Below are 17,572 nucleotides of genomic sequence, written 5' to 3' on the forward strand. Positions count from 1 at the left end.
CACACCTGATCAGCTACTTCGTGGCGGTGGATGCTGAGCCAGCGTCCTTGCCCGCCTTCGATCGTTCAGCCGCTTTCGCCGCTGCCTTGTCGACCGCAAGTTTCTCGGCAGCTTCGGCCGCGAGCGCGACTTCTTTGAGCTCTTCGACGGTGTCCTGAGCACCGAACACCGACACGAGGATGTCTTTCGTCCACTCGATGAGGGCGCCATCATCGGCACCGGTCGGCAGCGGGATGATCGCGGTCGACGCCGCCGAGTGGTACTTGGAGCCCGGGTACATGCGCTGCAATCGCACTTGCTTGGAGTCGAGAAGATCAGCGGGCGCGATGCGCAGCTTGTCGCCCATCACGACCACTTCGCTCAGCTTCAAACGCTGAGACATCCGGCGCAGTCGTGACACCGCAATGAGGTGCTTCACTTCCTCGGGCGGCTCGCCGTAACGGTCAGTGAGCTCTTCGAGCACGCGATCGATGCTGTCCGCTGCCGCCGACGGCGAGCTCGCCGTCGAGAGCTTCTGGTACGCCTCGAGCCGCAGGCGCTCGCTCTCGACGTAGTCTTCGGGAATGCTCGCATCGACCGGCAGTTCGAGGCGCAGCTCGGTCTGACCTTCGGCAACATCGCCACGGAAAGTGGAGACGGCCTCGCCGATCATCCGCAAGTACAGGTCGAACCCCACCCCGGCAATGTGGCCAGACTGTTCGCCACCGAGCAGGTTTCCGGCACCACGAATCTCGAGATCCTTCATCGCGATCTGCATACCGGCGCCCAACTCGTTGTTGGCGGCGATGGTGTCGAGACGCTCGTGGGCGGTCTCGCTGAGCGGCTTCTCTTCGTCGTACAAGAAGTACGCGTAGGCGCGCTCACGGCCACGACCCACTCGACCGCGCAACTGGTGCAGTTGGCTGAGGCCGTACTTATCGGCACGGTCAATAATGAGCGTGTTGGCGTTCGGGATATCGAGCCCGGTTTCCACAATCGTCGTCGAGACGAGCACGTCAAACTTGCGATCCCAGAAGTCGACCATCACTTGCTCGAGGGCCGCTTCGGGCATCTGGCCGTGGGCGATCGCGATGCGAGCATCCGGAACCAGTTCGGCAATCTTCGCCGCCACACGGTTGATCGAGCTCACGCGATTGTGCACGTAAAAGACTTGGCCCTCGCGCAGCAGCTCGCGGCGGATTGCGGCGCCAACCTGACGCTCAGAGTATGGGCCGACGAAACTAAGAATCGGATGCCGGTCCTCGGGCGGAGTCGCCAGCGTCGACATTTCGCGGATGCCGGTGACGGCCATCTCGAGCGTGCGCGGAATCGGGGTTGCCGTCATCGCCAGGATGTCGACGTTGGTCTTGAGCTTCTTGAGAGCATCTTTGTGCTCAACGCCGAAGCGCTGCTCTTCGTCGATGATGACGAGCCCAAGGTCTTTGAACGCGACGCTCTTGGAAAGTAGACGGTGGGTGCCAATGACGACATCCACGGTGCCGTCGGCGAGGCCCGCTACCGTTTCGCGGGACTCCTTCTCGGTTTGGAAGCGGCTGAGCGCGCGCAAGTGCACGGGGAAGCCGGCGAAGCGGTCGGCGAAGGTCTCCATGTGCTGGCGCACCAACAGGGTCGTCGGCACGATCATCGCCACCTGCTTGCCATCTTGAACGGCTTTGAACGCGGCGCGAACGGCGACCTCGGTCTTGCCGTAACCGACGTCTCCGCTGAGCAGGCGGTCCATCGGAACCGGGCTCTGCATGTCGGCTTTGACTTCGTCGATCGTTGTCAGCTGGTCGGGAGTTTCGGCGTAGGCGAAGGCCTCTTCAAGCTCGCGCTGCCACGGGGTATCCGGCCCGAACGCATGGCCCTTGCTGGCCATGCGCGCGCTGTAAAGCTTGACGAGTTCGACCGCGATGTCGCGAACAGCTCGCCGTGCTTTGGTCTTAGCAGCCGACCAGTCGCTGCCGCCCATCTTGTTGAGCGAGGGAGCCTCACCGCCGACATAGCGCGACAGCAGATCGAGCTGATCGGTCGGTACGTACAGCTTGTCGCCGGGGTAACCGCGCTTGTTGGGCGCGTACTCCAGCACCAAGAATTCGCGCTGCGTCTTGACCGCGTTGCGACCGCCCGTGCTGACCTGCCGCGTGACGAGTTCGATGAACTTGCCGATGCCGTGGGTCTGGTGAACAACGTGATCGCCGCTCTTGAGCTGCAGCGGGTCAACGACATTCTTGCGGCGGGTGGCGAGCTTGCGGGCCGGGCGCGAGGCGTAGCCGACCGACCGGCCGAAGAATTCGCTCTCGCTCAGCACCGCCAGCTTGGCTTCGGGCATGGCGAAACCATGATCGACGGATGCGCGAAGCAAGTACGCGACGCCGGGTTCCGTGGTCTCGGGGAATGCGTCAACCGCGCGCCCGGAGAGCTCGCGCTCCCCCAGCAGATCGGCGGTGCGCTCCACGAGTCCGGCGCCTTCGGCCACGATCGCCACCGTCCAACCGTCGGCGAGTAAAGTGCCGACGTGATCGAGGGCTCCGTCAAGGGTTCCCGCGAACGAGGGCGTGGCGGTGGCATCGATACGCACGTATTCGGAGGCTTCTTCGGCGGCATCGATCAGGTTCGCGGCATCCGCCTCGCCCGAATCAAACGTGCTGAGGGTCCACCAGGGGCGATCCCCGGCGGACGCGCGAAGCTTGTTCAAAGTGACAAAGTCACCGGCATCCAAGTCGATGGGCGCTTCGGCGCCAGCAGTCGCGGCATTCCACGCCGCACTCAAGAATTCTTGATTGGTTTCGGCGAGGTTCACGGCGCGCGACGACACCTTCTCGGGCGAGAGAACCGCAATGGCGGCATCCGCGGGAAGGTAATGCGTCAGCGGCACGAGTTTGTCGACGAGAGCGGGCGCGAGAGACTCCATGCCATCGACGGGAATGCCCTCGGCGATCTTGGCGAGCATCATGGAGAGGCTCGGAAACTCGTGTTGCATTTCGCGGGCACGTTGGCGCACCGAATCGCTGAGCAGCAGCTCCCGGCTCGGTACCAGTTCGGCATAGTCAATGTCGCCATCAATTGACCGCTGGTCGGCGACCGAGAACTCGCGCATCTGCTCGAGCTCGTCGCCGAAGAATTCGAGACGAAGCGGATGCTCATGGTTGGGCGCAAAGACGTCGAGGATGCCACCGCGCACCGCGAATTCACCGCGTCGGGTCACCATGTCGACACGGGAATATGCCAGCGCCACGAGTCGCTCCGAGAGCGCGGAGAGGTCGTAGTTGCGACCGCCCTTGGTGAGCATGACCGGCTCGATTGTGATGAGGTTGTCGGCGATGGGCTGCAACGCTGCCCGCACGGATGCCACCAGCACAAACTGGCCAACCGGATTCGCTTGCCACTTGGCCAGGTCGCGCAGCGCCTGCATGCGCTTGCCGACTGTTTCGGCGCTGGGGCTCAAGCGTTCGTGCGGCAGAGTTTCCCACGCCGGGAACTCCACAATCTGGGCGTCGGGAAGGTAGCTCGCGAGCGAGCGGCGCAGAGATTCAGACTCGCGTCCGGTAGCGGTCACCGCGAGCATCGAGCGCGGTGCATCAGAAGCCGTGAGCAGGCCGCCGATAAGGGGCGCCCGCAACCCTTCGACGAGGGAGAAGTCGGCGCTACGCTGCGAATACCGCAGGGCGCTCTCTACGGTTTGGGCGCGCGAAAGTGCTGAGATAATTCCGTCGAGAGTCACCGGATTACTCTACTCGCGGCCACCGACGTTGCGATGAGAGTTCACCCACAGCGCAGCCGGATCACGCGGGTTGCGCAGCAACGCCGCAGTAGGCGCGGCGCAGCGCCCAGCGCACAACTAGCGCGGGCTGTGGAAACGCTGCTGGGCTGCTTCGAGACCCTCTTTGGCGACCATCGCTACGGCATCCGCAGCGTCACCCAGGAGGTTCGGCAGCACCTTGCGCTCATCGCCCGAGAAGTCTCGGAGAACGAAATCAGCGGCAGGCTGGCGGCCAGGAGGGCGACCAATACCGACGCGAACGCGGGTGAAGTCGGGAGAGCCGACGGCGGCAGCAATATCGCGGATGCCGTTGTGTCCTCCGTGACCGCCACCGGTCTTGAGCTTAACGGTGTCGAAGTCGATGTCGAGTTCATCGTGCACGACGATAAGACGCTCGACAGGAATCTTGTAGAACCGCATGAGCGCGGCGGTGGGCCCGCCCGACAGGTTCATGAAGGAATTGGGCTTAGCCAGAATCAGCTTGGGTCCATCCCCAAAGCTGCGACCTTCGGCCACGGCAGCGTTCGCTTTGTGGTTTTTGAAAGTGGCCGACAGTTCGTCGGCCAGGTGGGCCAGCACCATGTGGCCCACGTTGTGGCGATTACCGGCGTAGCCGGGCCCGGGGTTACCGAGCCCGACTACTAACCATTGGTCATCCACGATTTCTCGCTTGCGGAAGAATCTGATTATTCAGCAGACTCTTCAGCGGCCTCTGCTGCAACAGCAGCGGCTTCTTCTTCAGCAGCTTCGGCTTCGACCGAGGCACGCGGCATGCTGACGGCGACCACGAGCAGCTCGGGGTCGGAGAGCAGGTTCGAGCCCTCGATGAGCTCAACGTCGGCGGCGTAGATGTGAGCGCCTTCTTCGCGGCCCTCGATGTCAACGGTGAAGTACTCAGGAATGTGAGTTGCTTCAGCCTCAACCGAGATGGTCGGTGCGTCGAGGTTGGCAAGGGTGCCAGGAGCCGACTCGCCGGTGACGTGGATCGGCACGTCAACGATGACCTTTTCACCCTTGCGGATGACAACGAGGTCAATGTGCTCGATGATCTGGCGAACGGGGTCCTTCTGAACGTCCTTTACGAGGGCGAGCTGGCTCTTGCCGTTGATGTCGAGGTCCAAGATCTGGTTCGACTTACGCAGGATCAGAGCGATCTCGTGGCCCGGAAGAGCAACGTGGATGGGGTCGGTGCCGTGACCGTAGATGACGGCAGGAATCTTACCCAGGGCGCGGAGCTTACGAGCAGCACCCTTACCGAAGGATTCACGAGCATCTGTAACAACGTGGTTTACGCCTGGCTTAGCCATAGTTTTCTCCTGTGAGACCGAAGTCTATTGTGGGCTCAGCGCCTGCAACGAACGGAGTGCTCGTGGCGGGCTCAGTGCCCAGATCATTATCTGTAGTTCAACTCGAACGCCGACAAACCAGTGGTCTGCCGCGTGAGGAAAAGCCCTGTCAGGAAATAAGCCTGAGACTTGCCCGCCGCGTCGATAACGGAACCAGATGGTTCCCTCGCCGAAGTTCAACTGCTGAGTTTACACGGTTAATTGCTGCTGTCAGCCACGAATCCCGCGCGCTGGGGACCACTCAATGAGCGCTACAGAACCACTACTCTTGAAGCATGCCCGGAAGTCTCCACGCACGCGTGCTCAACGATCTAGGGCTCAGCATCGTTTCGGGCGACATCTCCCCTGAATCCACGATCCTCGCCGAGCAACTCGAAGAGCGTTATAGCGTCTCGCGTTCGGTCGTTCGTGAAGCCGTGCGTGTGCTGCAATCGCTCGGCATGGTGGCCTCCGTCAAGCGGGTCGGGATGCGCGTGCTGCCGATGTCGGAGTGGAGTCTCTACGACCCCCTCGTAATCCGGTGGCGCCTCGAGCAGGCCGAGAATGGGCGCCAGCTGCGCTCCCTCACTGAGCTGCGCAGCGCCATTGAACCGCAGGCCGCGAAACTCGCCGCCCTGCACTCCTCCGACGATGCAGCCGGCGAGCTACTGGCGTTGGCCGCGCGAATGCGGGCCGTGGGGCGCTCCGGCGACCTGGAGCTATTTCTTGAGCTCGACATCCGCTTTCATTCGCTGGTTCTTGCCGCGAGCGGCAACGAGATGTTCGCACGCCTCGACCGCGTGATCGCCGAAGTGCTGACGGGCCGCACCCACCGTGGGCTCATGCCGTCGACCCCGCACGAAGAAGCGCTGCAACTGCACGTGGATGTTGCGGATGCCATCCAGGGCAAGCGCCCGGCCGACGCGTTCGCCTCCATGGAGCGCATCATGAGCCGCACGATCGAAGAAGTCGAGCCCATCTGGGCTGGCGAACCGCGCATCTTCCTCGACTAGAAGCGCAGCACCCTAGAAGCGCAGCAGCACCTTGCCGCTGTTCTCCGAGTCCTTGGCAACGGCGAAGGCTTCGTGAGCATCGGATGCCGCGAACTCGTGCGTCACGATTGGCGCGACGACCAGGCTGCCGTCGGCGAGCGCCGCGATCACTTCGTCGATCTCGTCGTTGAAGCGGAATGATCCGACGAGTTCGAGCTCGCGGGTGATGGCGAGCGAGATGAGTGCGGGCTGCTGGCCGGAAGGCAAGAGCCCCACCATGACCACGCGGCCGCCACGAGTTGCGCCACGAACGGCAGACTCGAGACCGCGGTAGCTGCCCGACGATTCGAAGACGATGTCAGCGTCGACAGCGGCGATGGCATCCACGTCGGTGGCGTGAAGAGTGTCAGTTGCGCCGACCTGGCGGGCGATGGCGAGGGGCCCGGCGAACATGTCGACGGCCACAATCTCGCTGGCACCAGCGCGCTTGAGCACAGCGACGATGAGGGCGCCGATGGGGCCAGCACCAATCACGAGAGCCCGTTTTCCGCGAACGTCACCGGCACGCGAGACGGCGTGCCAGGCCACGCTGGCGGGTTCGACGAGCGCGGCATCGCGCAAAGTCAGCGAGCTGGGGAGTGCTCGCAGCATCCGACTGGGCAAAGTAACGAACTCGGCGAAGGCACCTTCGGTGTGCGGAAAGCGTGCCGCGCTGCCCAGGTAGGTGCAGCCGGGCGAAAGATTGGGGCGGTCTTCGGGCCAGCGAGGCTCTGTGCCGCCGGGGGTTGCGGGATGCACGGCGACGGCCGTTCCCGCGGCAGGTCCCGTGCCATCAGCGGCCTGCTGAATGACGGTGCCGACGACCTCATGGCCGAGGATCATGGGCGCCTTGAGAATCGACTCCCCCGCCGCACCGTGCGACCAGTAGTGCAGGTCAGACCCGCAGACCCCGCCGAACGCAATCTGGATCACGGCTTCGTCGGCGGCCGGAGCGGCCAACGGAATGCTCTCCACGCGCAAGTCATCTTGGGCGTGAATCGTGACCGCGAGAGTTTCGGCGGGGGCTGCACTTGTCATGACAATCTTTTCTGTAGAACGGTGCCGGCAGCGACGCTCGGCGGTAAAGCAGGAGGTTAGACGACGACCGTCATGCCGCCATCGATGAAGATGACCTGGCCGTTGACGTAGTCAGATCCACTTGAGGCCAGCCAGACTGCGGGGCCGCCCAGGTCGGCGGGAGTACCCCAGCGACCGGCAGGCGTGCGCCCGAGAATCCAGCTGTTAAAGGTGTCGTCGTCGACGAGCGCCTGCGTCATCTCGGTGTGGATGTAGCCGGGAGCGATTGCATTGATCTGCAGCCCGCCGTTGGCCCACTCCGCCGTCATGGCGCGAGTGAGGTTGCGGATGCCGCCCTTCGAGACCGTGTACGGCCCGATGGTCGGTCGCGCAAGGTCGGTCTGCACCGACGCGATGTTGATGATCTTGCCCTCGCCGCGCTCCAGCATGTGGCGCGCAACTTCGCGCCCGACGAGGAACGCGCTGGTGAGGTTGGTGGAGATGACCCGGTTCCAGTCCTCCACGTCGAGGTCGAGCATCGGTTCGCGATGCTGGATACCCGCGTTGTTCACGAGCACCCCGATCGCACCAATGGATGTCTCGATCTCGGCGATTGCGGTGGCGACAGCCGTGGCATCCGCAACGTCAAACGCACGAGCGTAGACGCGTTCTGCCCCAAATTCGGTGCTGAAGTCGGAGTGAGTAGCGGCGAGGCGCTCTTCATCGCGACCGTTCAGCACGATCGTTGCACCGGCTTCGGCGAGGGCTTGCGCAATGACGCGCCCGATTCCTCGGCTCGATCCGGTGATGAGGGCGATGCGCCCAGTGAGGTCAAACAGAGTGGATGCCACGGCTATCTCCTAGAACATTCCGGCGATGATGAAAATGACGAACGCAATCGCGAAGCCCATGACACCGATGAGTGCCTGGCCGACGGTCCACGTACGCAGGGTGGTCTGGGTATCCATTCCGAAGAAACGGCTGACCAACCAGAAGCCCGAGTCGTTGACGTGACCAGCAAACACGGAACCGGCGGCGAGCGCGAGCACGATGGCGGCGAGCTGAACCGGGTTGAGCGATGTGTCGGCGAGAACAACGGGCTGGATGAGGGCTGCCGCAGTGGTCAGAGCTACGGTGGCCGAACCTTGAGCAACACGGATGATGGCAGCGATAACGAAGCCGGCCACGATGAGCGGCATGCCGATCGACTCGAGGGAGGTCGCGATGCTGGCACCGATTCCGCTGGCGCGCAGCACGCCACCGAACATTCCACCGGCACCGGTGATGAGGATGATCGAGCTAACCGGGCCGAGCGCGCTGTCGACGATGGTCTCGATGAGCGTGCGCTCCTTGTTGCGCTTCCATCCCAGCAGCCACATGGCGAAGACCACGGTGATGAGCAGGGCGATGGGCGTTTCACCGAGCAGACGAAGTACCTGAACGACGGGGTTCTCTAGTTCGACGACGCCCGCGGTAGCGAGCGCATTGAGACCGGTGTTCATGAAGATCAGCACGAGAGGCAGCAGCAAGAGGAACAGAATCGTGCCGAGCTTGGGGTTCGACTTGAACTGAGCAGCCTTCTCGTCGTCCTGGCTGCCGAAGAGAATGTTGGGGATAGCAACGTCGAAGCGCTTACCGGTCCACGTACCGAACTTGTAGCCGACGACGTACCAGGTGGGCAGTGCCACGATGAGACCGAAGATAAGGACGAGCCCCACGTCGGCACCGAGCAGGCCGGTGGCGGCAACGGGGCCGGGGTGCGGCGGCACGAAGATGTGCATGACCGAGAAGGCCACAGCCGATGGGAACGCGTAGAAGAGCAGCGATCCACCGAGGCGACGAGCCACCGTGAAGATGATCGGCAGCATGACGACAAGACCAGCGTCGAAGAAGATGGGGAAACCCATCATGAGCGAGGCAACAGCAAGAGCGAGCGGCGCACGCTTCTCACCAAAGCGGCGGATCAGCGAGTCGGCGAGCACCTGTGCTCCACCACTCATTTCGAGCATCCGCCCGAGCATCGCACCCAAACCGACCAGCAGGGCAACGCTGGCAAGCGTGCCACCGAAGCCCGATGTGAGTGTCGGGATTATCTGGTTCGTCGGAATACCTGCAGCCACGGCGGTCACGAGGCTGACAATGATCAGGGAGAGGAACGCGTGAACGCGGCCCACGATGATCAGCAGCAGCAAGAGCGCAATCGCGCCTGCGGCCAGCAGGAGAAGGCCCCACGTGGGCAACTCCCACAGCAGTTGGAGGTCGGTCATCATTGTCCTAACTTCTTTTGTGCAGCTCAGTCGACGAAGGTGTCGGTGAGGTCTTTTTTGATGGACCGGACGATCTCGTCCGGAGTCTGGGTGAGGTCGACGAGCACACCGCGCTCGTCGACCTGGAGCGGTTCGAGAGTGTCGAACTGAGAATCGAGCAGGCTGTTGGGCATGTACTCGTGGTTGCGGTGCGACTGGCGTTCGGCGATGACTTCGCGTTCGCCACGCAAATGCACAAACACAGTGGTGGGCGCGTAGGCCGTGAGCATCCGGCGATAAGAACGCTTGAGGGATGAGCAGGCGACGATGATGGGGGTGCCGTCAGCGAGTTCGGCGCCGATGCGTTCGGCGATGATCTCCAGCCACGGGGCGCGGTCTTCGTCGTTGAGGGCGTGACCGGCCGCCATCTTTTCTTTGTTGGCACGAGGGTGAAGGTCGTCACCGTCGATGAACTGCATGCCCAGTTCGGTGCCGAGGGCTGCGCCAACGGTCGACTTACCTGATCCAGAGACACCCATCACGATGAGGGGTGGAAATTGTGAAGCCACGGTCTTCCTAACATTCGACGCATCGTTACGTCTGATATCAATCTGACCAGTGTGCCTTAAAGCAGACTTAATGCAAACTTGTTGAGCAAATATCTCCGAAGCTTGCTTTCGGATGCTCCGCTCATGCCCTAGCGCCGAGACCACCGCGGTGGGAGGATGAGGCAAGGGAAGGAATTGCTATGAGCGAGAACCTGAACGATCCGGTCGAAGAACTGACACCGGAGACCTGCTGGGAATTGCTGCGAACGGCCACCCTCGGCAGAATCGCGGTCAGCTTTCAAGGAGAGCCTGAGATCACCCCGGTGAACTTCATCGCCGTGAAGAATCGGCTCCTTCTGCGTACAGCGCAGGGCACCAAATTGCTCAAGCTCACGATCAACGATCGAGTGGCTTTCGAAACGGACTACGTTGGGCCGCACTCCGCCTGGAGCGTTGTCGCTAAAGGCACGGCGCGCATCATCGAATCTCAAGACGAGATTTACGAAGCCGACCAACTGCCACTCACGCCGCTGATCCCGACGCTCAAATACGTCTGGGTAGAAATCAAGCCGACAGACGTGACCGGGCGCCGGTTCACGCTCGGGCCAGAGCCCGAACGTTACTAGGTGCCAGCCGGTCGTTGCGCGCTGCTAGCCGCTCACGACTAGCGAATCTCGACTTTCTAGAGCGCGCCCTTGCCTGGTGAGCCCATGGGCAGCGCCGTCATGCGCAGCACCGAGACCTCGGCGGTCAGGTGGTCTTTGATCTCGCCCACGAGAGCGGCCACAGCGGGGCTCGACCCATGAGCGTCGAGCAGTGCTTCTGATTCCCACTTCTCGATCATCACAAAGGAGCCGTCGGCTGCCTCGTGCATCGCGTACAGCTCACACCCCGGCTCGTCATGCACGGCGGTCAACGCGGGCGCGAAGGCGGCAACGACCGCATCCCGGCTTTCGGGGCGGATGCGGAAAACGGCGGTAACAATCACAGGTTCAGTCATGCGCCTCACGCTACTCCTCGCTTCCTGAGCGCCCTCGGCGAAGCGAGACTGAATGGATGCCGCGAGCCCGTTGCGCGGTGTGCCCTAGGCTTGATGATTGGGCCAACCAGCCGCGCTGCATCGGCCCGCCACTTTGTCCCAGAGTCAAGGAGTGAACGATATGACCGCTGCTGAGCAAGCATCCGCAAACATTGGCGTAGTAGGGCTCGCAGTTATGGGCTCCAACCTCGCCCGCAACCTCGCGAGCCGTGAGGGCAACACCGTTGCCATCTACAACCGCTCCTACTCGAAGACCGAGACGCTGCTCACCGAGCACCCCGAAGCCAACTTCGTTCCGGCATCCACCTATGAAGAATTTGCGGCGTCGCTGTCGAAGCCACGCACCGCCATCATCATGGTGCAGGCCGGCAAGGGCACGGATGCCGTGATCGACGCTCTGACCGAAGCTTTCGAACCCGGCGACATCATCGTCGATGGCGGCAACGCGCTCTTCACCGACACCATTCGTCGCGAGAAGGCAGTACGCGAGACCGGCATCAACTTCGTTGGCGCTGGCATCTCCGGCGGCGAAGAGGGCGCGCTGCTCGGCCCGTCGATCATGCCCGGCGGTTCCGCTGAAGCGTGGGAGACCCTCGGCCCGATCCTCAAGTCGATCGCCGCTGTTGCTGAAGGCGAGCCCTGCGTGACCCACGTGGGCACCGACGGTGCAGGTCACTTCGTCAAGATGATTCACAACGGCATCGAATACGCCGACATGCAGCTCATCGCTGAGGCGTACGACCTCATCCGCCAGGGCACCGGCGCTACCCCCGCCGAAATCGCTGACATCTTCGCCGAGTGGAACAAGGGCGAGCTCGAGAGCTACCTCATCGAGATCACCGCCGAGGTTCTGCGCCAGGTCGACGCGAAGACTGACAAGCCCCTCGTGGACATCATTCTCGACCAGGCCGGATCCAAGGGAACCGGCGTGTGGACCGTGCAAACTGCGCTCAACCTCGGAGTCCCCGTGTCGGGCATCGCCGAAGCCGTGTTCGCTCGCGCCGTCTCGTCGAAGCCTGCTCAGCGTGCGGCATCCGCAGCACTGCCCGGCCCGAGCTCGGTACCCGCGGTCGAAGACAAGGCAGCCTTCATTGAGGATGTTCGCCAGGCTCTCTACGCTTCGAAGATCATCGCGTACAGCCAGGGCTTCGACGCGATCGTCGCCGGCGCTGAAGAGTACAACTGGGACATCAAGAAGGGCGAGATCGCGAAGATCTGGCGCGGTGGTTGCATCATCCGTGCGCGCTTCTTGAACCGCATCACTGAGGCCTACGCCGAGAACCCCGGTCTCGTGGCCCTGGTGACCGCTCCATACTTCACCGACGCGATGGCCGGCACGCAGGACTCATGGCGTCGTGTTGTGGGTGGCGCTGCCGCCGCCGGCATCCCGACCCCCGCGTTCTCGTCGTCGCTCGCATACTACGACAGCCTGCGCGCACCGCGCCTGCCTGCCGCCCTCGTTCAGGGACAGCGCGACTTCTTCGGCGCTCACACCTACAAGCGCGTCGACATGGATGGCACCTTCCACACTCTGTGGTCGGGCGATCGCAGCGAGATCGAAGCGACTGACTCGCACTAAGCACGTGCACTAATGGAGATGGCGGCGGACCTCGGTTCGCCGCCATTTCTGTCTGTGGGCGCCCGCGCGAGGCGATCCCCAGCGGTCAGTGACAGAATGGCATCACGATGAGCTTGTCTGACGAAAACCCCGAACTCGACGGCTATGTACCGCACGGGGAACGCCCCTTACGCTCACGCGCTTTTAAAGCCGTGATGCGAGTCGTTGTTGTTCTCGGCCTCATCGGCCTCGTGGTGCCCGGTATCGTTTCGGCGGCGGGCACGGCCAACAGCACAGCTCATCGCACCTGCGCCATTTACACCGAATACCTCGCGCCTCAAGCAGTGTCGTACGACGTGCGCTTCGAGCTCTCGGGCGACGGCGACCCCGGCTGGAAGTGTTACGCGATCTCGTTCAATGGTGGCGAAACGCTCTTGCGTTCGCTCGGGCTCATTCCCGGACCCGCCCTTCTTCCGACGAGCCCGGCAGACAACACCTAGTCTTTTTCGAGTAGCTGCTCGCGTACCTGGCGACGCAGAATCTTGCCGATGAGCGACCGCGGAAGCTCGTCAACCACCACCACACGCTTGGGCACCTTGTAGGCCGCGAGGTTGCGGCGCAGCGACTCGCGAGTGGCACTTTCGTCGAGGGATGCTCCCGGTGCGAGCACGACGGCGGCAACGACATCCTCGCCGCTGTGGTCGCTCGGTAGACCGACAACCGCAGCATCAGCGATGCCATGCTGCTGCCGGAGGGCCTCCTCGACCTCGCTCGGTGCCACGTTGAAACCACCCGTGATGATGAGCTCCTTGATGCGGTCAACCACGGTCACAAAACCGTTCGCGTCGACCGTGACGATGTCGCCCGTGCGGAACCAGTTTTTGCCAGAATCAGTCGCCTTCACAAAGACTTCAGCAGTCTCCTCTGGCTTATCCCAGTAGCCGGAGAACACCTGCGGACCACGAACGATGAGTTCGCCTTCCTCCCCCGCGGCTCGATCGACCGTGGGATTCTCAGGGTCTACTACCCGAATCTCGGTGCTCGGGAGAGGCAAACCGATGGTGCCGGGACGCCGCGTTGGCCCCACCGGATTGCAGATGAGAAGGGGGCTGGTTTCAGAGAGGCCATACCCCTCAACTAGGGTGCCACCCGTGCGCGCTTCCCACGGTTGCACGACGGAAGGGGACAACGGCATTGCCCCCGAAATCGCAATTTCGATACCTTTCAGCGACACCCCAGCGGCATCCGCTGCCGCCGTCAGCCGTTCGAAGATCGGCGGCACTGCAGGCAGGAAAGTCGCGGGTCGCTTCTTGATAACGGCCAGCACAAGGTCAGGATCGAACTTGGGGAAGAGCACAAGGCGTGCGCCCATGCTCATTGCAAAGGTGAGGCAGAGTGTGAGCCCATACGCGTGGAACATCGGCAGTACGGCGTAAACGACCGCGCTGCCCCGAGGAACGGCCGGCACCCATGCTCGCGCTTGAGCGGCATTCACAGAAAGGTTCAGGTGACTGAGCATTGCTCCCTTGGGGTGCCCCGTCGTGCCGCTCGTGTACTGGATGAGCGCCAAATCATTCGCGTCGGGGCGAACGATGCGTTCGTCGATACGCTCAGACTTGAGCAGGTCTTCCCACACAATCGTTCCGCGCACAGCGGTCGTGAGAGCAGCACGCGATTCCCGAGCCTTGGCGATGGGCAAGCGCAGCAGCGCACGCGTCTTCAGCGGCATTGCGCGCGTGACGTCGACGGAGATAATTGTTTCGGCCGCGGCATCCGCTGGCATCGCCTGAAGAGTGTCAACGACGTTGTTCCAGGCGATAACCACGCGGGCACCGTGGTCTTCGAACTGGTGGCGCAGCTCGCGCGGCGTGTAGAGCGGGTTGTGCTCGACCACGATGGCGCCAAGGCGCAGCACGGCATAGAACGCAACGATGTGCTGCGGGCAGTTCGGTAGCACGAGAGCAACGGTGTCGCCCTTTTGCACGCCCAGCAAACGCAGGCCTTCTGCCGCCCGCTCGATCTGCTCGCCGAGTTGCGCATACGTGGTCTCGTTACCGAAAAATTCGAGCGCGACAGCACGCGGATACTCCGCGACGGTCGCTGCCACGAGATCGTACAGCGACCCTTCGGGCAGCGGGATTTCGTGGGCAACGCCCTCGGCGTAGTGAGAGATCCATGGTTGATCGGACAACACAGTCATGGCTTAACTGTATGCCGCGTACCGCGCAGCCAACTACACCACGGGCACCAAAAAACCGCGAGAGATTTAGGCGGCACCGTCGAACATCGAGGTGACCGATCCGTCGTCGAATACTTCGTGGATGGCGCGAGCCAGCAGCGGAGCGATCGGCAAGATGGTCAGCGTCGGGAACCGCTTGTGTTCCGGCACGGGCAGGGTGTCGGTAACAACTACGGAGTCGATGAAGTCGCTCTGCAGAATCGTGGGAGCGGGGTCGGAGAAGATCGCGTGGGTTGCCGCAACAACGACCTTGAGGGCGCCAGCTTTCTTGAGCGCCTCTGCAGCCTTGACGATCGTTCCACCGGTGTCGATCATGTCGTCGACGAGCAGGCACACGCGGCCATCGACGTCACCCACGATGTCGTGAACGGTGACCTGGTTGGGAACCAGCGGGTCGCGACGCTTGTGAATAATGGCGAGCGGAGCGCCGAGCTTGTCGCTCCAGATGTCGGCGACGCGAACGCGGCCCATGTCGGGGCTGACCACGGTGAGAGTTTCGGGGTCAAGCTGCTTCTGGAAGTGCTCAAGAAGAACGGGCATGGCGAAGAGGTGGTCAACGGGGCCGTCGAAGAAGCCCTGAATCTGAGCAGCGTGCAGGTCGACGCTCATGATGCGGTCGGCGCCGGCAGCCTTGTACAGGTCAGCGATGAGACGGGCGCTGATCGGCTCGCGGCCACGGCCCTTCTTGTCTTGACGGGCGTAGGGGTAGAAGGGCGAGACAACGGTGATGCGCTTGGCGGAGGCACGCTTGAGGGCATCTACCATGATCAGTTGTTCCATGAGCCACTCGTTGATGGGCTCAGTGTGCGACTGGATGACGAAGGCGTCACAACCGCGAACGCTTTCGTCGTAGCGAGCGTAGATTTCACCGTTCGCGAAGGTACGCGCGTCAGTGGGAACGAGCTCGCTGCCCAGCTCCGTCGCGATGTCGATCGCGAGTTGCGGGTGTGCACGCCCGGAAACAAGCACGAGTCGCTTTTGACCGGAGATCTTGATGCTGGCCACGGGGGGACTCGCTCTCTGCCGCGGTTACGGCGTACTTCGGTCAGGCGTCGTTATCGTCGTTTGCTGCGGCAGCTGCTTGAGCCGCTGCAGTGCCCGCGCGATTGGTTTCAACCCAGCCACTGATATTGCGCTGTGGAGCGACGTTGATACCCAAGGAGCCTGCCGGTACATCTTTTCGGATGACCGAACCGGCTCCGGTGTACGCTCCGTCACCAATCCTAACCGGAGCGACGAAGACGTTGTGCGACCCCGTGCGTACGTGGGCGCCCACAACCGTTCGGTTTTTGTTCACACCGTCGTAGTTTGCCGTGATGGTGCCGGCACCTACATTGGACTGCTCGCCCACTTCGGTGTCGCCAATGTAGCTGAGGTGAGGCACCTTGCTGCCCTCACCAATGCTGGAGTTCTTGGTCTCGACGAACGTACCGATCTTGCCGTTGACGCCCAACTTTGTGTTGGGGCGAAGGTAGGCGAATGGGCCAACGGAGGCGTTGGCGCCGATCACGCTGAGCGTGGCATCGGTGCGCTTCACGACGGCATTCTCGCCAATTTCACAGTCAACCAGAGTGGTGTCTGGGCCGATGATGGCGCCGGACTGCACGAGCGTTGCGCCCTTCAGCTGGGTACCGGGGAGAATTTCAACGTCGGCGTGAAGGGTGACGTCGGCGTCGATCCACGTGGTGGCGGGGTCTTCGATGGTGACGCCCGCGCGCTGCCACTTCTGCACGATGAGCTCGTTCATGCGGCGAGCAGCTTCGGCCAGCTGAACGCGGTCGTTGACTCCGGCGACCATCCAGCCGGCGGTCACGGGCATCGCAGCAACCGTGGCACCGACTCCGCGAAGGAGGCCGACAACGTCGGTGATGTACTTCTCCGACTGAGCGTTGTCGGTCGTGATGCGCACGAGTTGCTCGCGCAGCGGGCCAACTTGGAACACGTAGGTGCCTGAGTTGATTTCGGTGATGGCGATCTCGTCGGCGCTGGCATCCTTTTGCTCAACGATGCGGTCAAGGCCGCCGCTAGCATCGCGAACGACGCGGCCGTAGCCGGTGGCGTCGTCGAGGATGGCTGAGAGCACGGTGGCCGCCGCTGACTGAGTGCGGTGCTGCGCGAGCAGCGATGCAAGAGTGGCCGAGTCGAGGAGCGGCACATCGCCGCTGACGACAACAACGTCGCCGTTGAAGTCGGCGGGCAGGGAGTCGACAGCGACCTCTACCGCGCGGCCGGTTCCGGGGGTGTCATCCTGGTCGACGATAAGAATGTCGGGCATGAGTTCGGTGAGCGTTGCCACCACTTCGTCACGCTGGTGACGCACAACCGCGATTACGTGGTCGGGGTTCAGCTCGCGCGCGGAAGCAACAACGTGCCCAATGAGCTCGCGGCCGGCAAGGCGGTGCAGCACCTTAGGCTTGGCAGACTTCATGCGAGTGCCTTGGCCTGCGGCGAGAACAATGACGGCGAGTTTGTGTTCGGTCATAGTTCTATTCTGCCCTGAATGAGCGGCACTCAGAACGCGCTCACCAAAGCAGCAAACGACACGGAGAGAGCGGGGAACTCCGAAGATTAATGATCGCCTTGATAATCGCAGCGTTCTGAGCACGATCCCCGAGCGGTTCTAAGAACTCAAATGAATGCAGCTTCCACCGTTCGCCTCGTCGAGATCGACTGAGGGTCGCCAAGCCGGACGCTCGCCCGATCAACGTTGCCTCATTCGATAGCCATCGCTGGTCGACAGTCGGCTGTCTCTGAGGCCATTCCACTGAGGTCGGGCACCCGCGAACGTGGGGTGGGCTGCATTTACACCAGCCGATAGAGTTGCGCC

The 17,572-nt window shown here is 62.6% G+C and carries 15 protein-coding genes; 4 read left to right on the top strand and 11 right to left on the bottom strand.

Annotation, left to right across the window (positions count from 1 at the left end; translation table 11 throughout):
- Window positions 1–13: 13 nt before the first annotated feature.
- The 3 genes from mfd to ACWTV3_RS10610 all read right to left on the bottom strand — a co-directional run bounded on the left by mfd (window position 14) and on the right by ACWTV3_RS10610 (window position 5,049).
- Window positions 14–3,703 carry a transcription-repair coupling factor gene (mfd, locus tag ACWTV3_RS10600; RefSeq protein WP_498478176.1) on the bottom strand — a complete coding sequence of 1,230 codons (3,690 nt, stop codon included), beginning with the start codon at window positions 3,701–3,703 and terminating at the stop codon, window positions 14–16.
- A 117-nt stretch (window positions 3,704–3,820) separates the two neighbouring features.
- Entirely contained in the window at window positions 3,821–4,402 is a 582-nt protein-coding gene (gene pth / locus ACWTV3_RS10605) for an aminoacyl-tRNA hydrolase (RefSeq protein WP_100389665.1), read from the bottom strand.
- Between the two features lie 26 nt (window positions 4,403–4,428).
- Complete coding sequence (locus tag ACWTV3_RS10610) at window positions 4,429–5,049, bottom strand: 50S ribosomal protein L25/general stress protein Ctc (RefSeq protein ID WP_498478177.1); 621 nt, start codon at window positions 5,047–5,049, stop codon at window positions 4,429–4,431.
- A gap of 314 nt (window positions 5,050–5,363) precedes the next feature.
- Between ACWTV3_RS10610 and ACWTV3_RS10615 the strand changes: the two genes are divergently transcribed.
- Entirely contained in the window at window positions 5,364–6,080 is a 717-nt protein-coding gene (locus ACWTV3_RS10615) for a FadR/GntR family transcriptional regulator (protein ID WP_498478178.1), read from the top strand.
- A 12-nt stretch (window positions 6,081–6,092) separates the two neighbouring features.
- Here the strand turns inward: ACWTV3_RS10615 and ACWTV3_RS10620 are convergent, their stop codons facing one another.
- The 4 genes from ACWTV3_RS10620 to ACWTV3_RS10635 are packed head-to-tail and all read right to left on the bottom strand — an operon-like array spanning window position 6,093 to window position 9,930.
- Entirely contained in the window at window positions 6,093–7,136 is a 1,044-nt protein-coding gene (locus tag ACWTV3_RS10620) for an L-idonate 5-dehydrogenase (protein WP_498478179.1), read from the bottom strand.
- A 56-nt stretch (window positions 7,137–7,192) separates the two neighbouring features.
- Complete coding sequence (locus tag ACWTV3_RS10625) at window positions 7,193–7,966, bottom strand: SDR family oxidoreductase (protein WP_498478180.1); 774 nt, start codon at window positions 7,964–7,966, stop codon at window positions 7,193–7,195.
- A 9-nt stretch (window positions 7,967–7,975) separates the two neighbouring features.
- A complete protein-coding gene (locus ACWTV3_RS10630) occupies window positions 7,976–9,385 on the bottom strand; it encodes a GntP family permease (RefSeq protein ID WP_498478181.1) in 1,410 nt (469 codons plus the stop codon).
- A 23-nt stretch (window positions 9,386–9,408) separates the two neighbouring features.
- Window positions 9,409–9,930, bottom strand: a complete 522-nt coding sequence (locus tag ACWTV3_RS10635) for a gluconokinase (RefSeq protein WP_498478182.1) — start codon at window positions 9,928–9,930, stop codon at window positions 9,409–9,411.
- 179 nt (window positions 9,931–10,109) lie between these two features.
- Between ACWTV3_RS10635 and ACWTV3_RS10640 the strand changes: the two genes are divergently transcribed.
- A complete protein-coding gene (locus ACWTV3_RS10640; protein WP_498478183.1) occupies window positions 10,110–10,535 on the top strand; it encodes a pyridoxamine 5'-phosphate oxidase family protein in 426 nt (141 codons plus the stop codon).
- A 56-nt stretch (window positions 10,536–10,591) separates the two neighbouring features.
- On the opposite strand, the gene ACWTV3_RS10645 is transcribed toward ACWTV3_RS10640, so the two are convergent.
- On the bottom strand, window positions 10,592–10,909 hold the full coding sequence (locus ACWTV3_RS10645; RefSeq protein ID WP_498478184.1) for a putative quinol monooxygenase: 318 nt from the start codon (window positions 10,907–10,909) through the stop codon (window positions 10,592–10,594).
- Window positions 10,910–11,069: 160 nt separating this feature from the next.
- On the opposite strand from ACWTV3_RS10645, the gene gnd reads away from it, so the two are divergent.
- Together gnd and ACWTV3_RS10655 are read left to right on the top strand one after the other, a co-directional pair.
- Complete coding sequence (gnd, locus tag ACWTV3_RS10650) at window positions 11,070–12,527, top strand: NADP-dependent phosphogluconate dehydrogenase (protein WP_498478185.1); 1,458 nt, start codon at window positions 11,070–11,072, stop codon at window positions 12,525–12,527.
- 107 nt (window positions 12,528–12,634) lie between these two features.
- Window positions 12,635–13,006 carry a hypothetical protein gene (locus ACWTV3_RS10655; RefSeq protein WP_498478186.1) on the top strand — a complete coding sequence of 124 codons (372 nt, stop codon included), beginning with the start codon at window positions 12,635–12,637 and terminating at the stop codon, window positions 13,004–13,006.
- On the opposite strand, the gene ACWTV3_RS10660 is transcribed toward ACWTV3_RS10655, so the two are convergent.
- The 3 genes from ACWTV3_RS10660 to glmU all read right to left on the bottom strand — a co-directional run bounded on the left by ACWTV3_RS10660 (window position 13,003) and on the right by glmU (window position 17,227).
- The gene (locus tag ACWTV3_RS10660; protein ID WP_498478187.1) at window positions 13,003–14,706 is read right to left on the bottom strand and encodes a long-chain-fatty-acid--CoA ligase; all 1,704 of its coding nucleotides are present in this window, start codon (window positions 14,704–14,706) and stop codon (window positions 13,003–13,005) included. The two genes, ACWTV3_RS10655 and ACWTV3_RS10660, sit on opposite strands and share 4 nt — an antisense overlap.
- Window positions 14,707–14,772: 66 nt before the next feature.
- Complete coding sequence (locus tag ACWTV3_RS10665; RefSeq protein WP_498478188.1) at window positions 14,773–15,750, bottom strand: ribose-phosphate diphosphokinase; 978 nt, start codon at window positions 15,748–15,750, stop codon at window positions 14,773–14,775.
- A gap of 40 nt (window positions 15,751–15,790) precedes the next feature.
- The gene (glmU, locus tag ACWTV3_RS10670; RefSeq protein ID WP_498478189.1) at window positions 15,791–17,227 is read right to left on the bottom strand and encodes a bifunctional UDP-N-acetylglucosamine diphosphorylase/glucosamine-1-phosphate N-acetyltransferase GlmU; all 1,437 of its coding nucleotides are present in this window, start codon (window positions 17,225–17,227) and stop codon (window positions 15,791–15,793) included.
- Between the last annotated feature and the right edge of the window lie 345 nt (window positions 17,228–17,572).

The sequence above is a fragment of the Salinibacterium sp. AL4.1 genome, from assembly GCF_059767305.1.